At 64.0% G+C, this 439-nt stretch carries 1 pseudogene; it reads right to left on the reverse strand.

Annotation, left to right across the window (positions count from 1 at the left end):
* Positions 1–439 (reverse strand): annotated as a pseudogene (locus tag KDH83_RS31670) (S-(hydroxymethyl)glutathione dehydrogenase); the annotation flags it as partial.

Genomic DNA, 439 nt, shown 5'->3' on the forward strand with positions numbered 1-439 from the left:
CGCCAAAGGTGCGTGCCAGCTCGAACTTGGACGGATTGGTGTCCACGGCGATGATGCGCCCGGCCTTGGCCTGGCGCGCACCCTGAATCACCGCCAGACCGATGCCGCCCAGGCCGAACACTGCGACCGAGTCGCCGGGTTGCACTTTCGCAGTGTTATGCACCGCACCGATGCCGGTGGTGACGCCGCAACCCAGCAGGCAGACGTGTTCCGGATTGGCCTGCGGATTGACTTTCGCCAGCGAAACCTCCGCGACGACGGTGTATTCGCTGAAAGTCGAGCAGCCCATGTAGTGATAGATCGGCTGGCCGTTGTAGGAAAAGCGCGTGGTGCCGTCCGGCATCACGCCCTTGCCCTGGGTGGCGCGCACGGCCACACACAGATTGGTCTTGCCCGACTTGCAGAATAGGCACTCGCCGCATTCGGCGGTGTAGAGCGG

The sequence above is a fragment of the Achromobacter sp. Marseille-Q0513 genome, from assembly GCF_018195695.1.
Lineage (GTDB): Bacteria > Pseudomonadota > Gammaproteobacteria > Burkholderiales > Burkholderiaceae_B > Achromobacter.